Raw genomic sequence first — 2,596 nt, 5'->3', positions numbered from 1 at the left:
CCCCGAGGCCGAGCGAGACCAGCAGCCGCGTGCTGCGCGCCGGTTCGGGGCGCGCGATACGTGGCCGGCGCGCTCGGCGGGGCTGCACGCTCGTCACGCGAGCGACTCCCGGGCGACCGCGGACTCGGCGGCCGCGGGCGACGCGGCGCCGGCGGCGGCGGCGGTGCAGGCGGCGCACACCCCGAAGATGTCCACGACGTGCTCGGCCTGCGTGAATCCGTGCTGGGCCGCCGTGCGGTGCGCCCACTGCTCGACATCTGTCGCGGCGATCTCTACGGCGTGTCCGCAGCGGCGGCAGATGAGGTGGTGGTGGTGGCCCGAGGTGGTGCAGGCGCGGTAGAGCGCCTCACCGTCGGGGCTCTGCAGCTGGTCCGCGTCGCCGGCTGCGGCCAGGCCCGCGAGCGCCCGATAGACGGTGGCGAGGCCTATGCCGGTGTTCTCTTCGCGCAGCGTCGCGTGCAGGGTCTGCGCGCTGACGAAACCCGGCGCGTCGGCGAGCGCGTCGCGCACGCGCTCTCGCTGCCAGGTGTTCCGCTGAGCCATGGGTCCGATTCTAGGCGGGCGCCCCGAAGAGGCGGCTGAGAGCGGGCGCGGTCATGCCGCCTCGTGCAGTCGCGTCACGCGCCCGCGCCGGCCTCCCGCCACACGGCAGACGAGGTAGATCACGAACGAGATGGTGGTGATGTACGGGCTCACCGGCAGGGTGCCCATGACGGCGAGGAGAATGCCGCCGACCGCGGACACCACCCCGAAGAGGGCCGCCAGCAGCGGCACCGACAGCGGCCCCGAGGCCACGCGCATGGCGGCCGCGGCGGGGGTCACCAGCAGCGCCATCACCAGCAGCGCCCCGATGATGTGCACGGCCACCGCCACGATGAGACCCAGCAGCAGCATGAACGTCAGCGACACCGCGGTCGTCGGCACACCGCGCGCGGCGGCGGACTGCGGGTCGAGCGAGTCGAAGCGCAGCGGGCGCCAGATCAGCAGCAGGCCGAGCAGCACGAAGGCGCCGATGCCGATCAGCCAGCCGAGCTGACCGGACTGCACCGACACGATCTGGCCGGTCAGCAGGCTGAAGCGGTTGGCGCTGCGGCCGTCGTAGAGCGAGAGGAAGAGGATGCCGAGGCCCAGGCCGAACGGCATGAGCACCCCGATGATCGAGTTGCGGTCGCGTGCCCGGGCACCGAGCCCGCCGATGATCGCGGCGGCGATGAGCGAGCCGACGATCGACCCCGTGACGACGTCGACGCCGATGAGCAGGGCCGCCGCCGCGCCGGCGAACGACAGCTCGCTGATGCCGTGCACCGCGAACGCCATGTCGCGCTGCATCACGAAGACGCCGATGAGCCCGCCGACGAGGCCGAGCACAGCGCCCGCCCACACCGAGTTCTGCACGAGCGCGAGGATCTCGCTGTAGTCGGCCAGTCCGCCGAAGAACGCGTCGCCGATGTCGTCCCAGTTCATGCCGATGCCTCGTGGTGGTGGTGGTGCGACGAGGCCTCGGCGTCGGGGGCGCCGACGACGACGAGCCGCCCTCCCGCGCGCAGCACCTCGACGGGGGCGCCGTACAGGTCGCTGAGCACCCGGGAGGTGAGCACCTCGTCCGGAGTTCCCAGCGTGAACCGCCCGCCCGCGATGTACAGGATGCGGTCGACGGCGCCGAGCACCGGGTTGATGTCGTGGGTCACGAGCAGCACGGCGGCATCGCTCCTGCGCCGGTGTGCGTCGATGAGCCCCACGACGGCCTGCTGGTTGGCGAGGTCGAGGCTCGTCAGCGGTTCGTCGCAGAGCAGCAGGCGGGGGTTGTCGGCGAGGGCCTGGCCGACGCGCAGGCGCTGCTGCTCGCCGCCCGAGAGCAGCCCCACCGGACGATCGGCGAAGGCGCGCGCGCCGACGGCGTCGACGAGCGCGTCCACGCGCTCACGCTCGCCGCGGCGCGGGAAGGGAAAGCCGAATCGGTGACCGTTGATGCCGAGCGCGACGAGGTCGCGGCCGCGCAGCGGCGTCTCAGGGGGAAGCGGCCGCTGCTGCGGGATGTAGCCGATGTCGCGGTTGCCGCGCTGGCGCACGGGTCGTCCCAGCGCCTCGATGTGTCCGGCGCTGAGGGATTCCAGTCCCAGGATCGCCCGCAGGAGCGTCGTCTTGCCGGACCCGCTGGGGCCCAGCACCGCGAGCAGCTCACCGGGCTGCACCTCGAGGTCGAGCCCCGCCCACAGCTCGCGATCGCCCCGGCGCAGCGCCGCGCCGGTGATGCGCAGGGGCAGGCCGGGTGCGGAGGTGGCCGCGCTCACGCGTCCAGCGCCGCGGCCAGGGCTGCGATGTTGTTCTCCATCCAGCCAATGTACGTCTCGCCGTCGGGGAGCGTCTCGGTGAGCTCGACGACGGGCACCCCGGCGTTCTCTGCCGCATCGATCGCCTCTGCGGTCTCGGCGCCGGCGGTCTGCGCGTTGGTCAGCAGCACCGCGACGTCGCCCGAGGCGATGACGTCGAGGGCAGCGAGCAGGGTGGCGGGCGGCACGTCTTGCCCCTCTTCGACCGCCTCGCTGAATGCCGGCGGCGTGAGGTCGACCAGCCCGGCGGCGAGCGCGAGGTAGAC

General features: G+C 73.2%; 4 protein-coding genes. All 4 read right to left on the bottom strand.

Features of this window, described 5'->3' with window-relative positions:
- Positions 1 to 93 precede the first annotated feature (93 nt).
- Entirely contained in the window at positions 94 to 543 is a 450-nt protein-coding gene (locus NQ160_RS22135) for a Fur family transcriptional regulator (protein WP_257517198.1), read from the bottom strand.
- 51 nt (positions 544 to 594) lie between these two features.
- The gene (locus NQ160_RS22130) at positions 595 to 1,464 is read right to left on the bottom strand and encodes a metal ABC transporter permease (protein ID WP_257517197.1); all 870 of its coding nucleotides are present in this window, start codon (positions 1,462 to 1,464) and stop codon (positions 595 to 597) included.
- Complete coding sequence (locus NQ160_RS22125; RefSeq protein ID WP_257517196.1) at positions 1,461 to 2,291, bottom strand: metal ABC transporter ATP-binding protein; 831 nt, start codon at positions 2,289 to 2,291, stop codon at positions 1,461 to 1,463. The genes NQ160_RS22130 and NQ160_RS22125 overlap by 4 nt, the downstream gene beginning before the upstream one ends.
- Positions 2,288 to 2,596, bottom strand: a 309-nt coding sequence (locus NQ160_RS22120; RefSeq protein WP_257517195.1) for a metal ABC transporter solute-binding protein, Zn/Mn family, incomplete at its 5' end; no start/stop codon positions are given. The genes NQ160_RS22125 and NQ160_RS22120, both read right to left, overlap by 4 nt.

This window comes from Microbacterium sp. zg.Y909 (assembly GCF_024626565.1).
The sequence above is the reverse complement of the archived record's forward strand: the minus strand, read 5'-3'. Positions and strand labels throughout refer to the sequence as shown.

Coding starts and splice junctions, on each gene's coding strand:
- NQ160_RS22130 (WP_257517197.1), bottom strand. CDS start 1,464: ATGAACTGGGACGACATCGGCGACGCGTTCTTCGGCGGACTGGCCGAC.
- NQ160_RS22135 (WP_257517198.1), bottom strand. CDS start 543: ATGGCTCAGCGGAACACCTGGCAGCGAGAGCGCGTGCGCGACGCGCTC.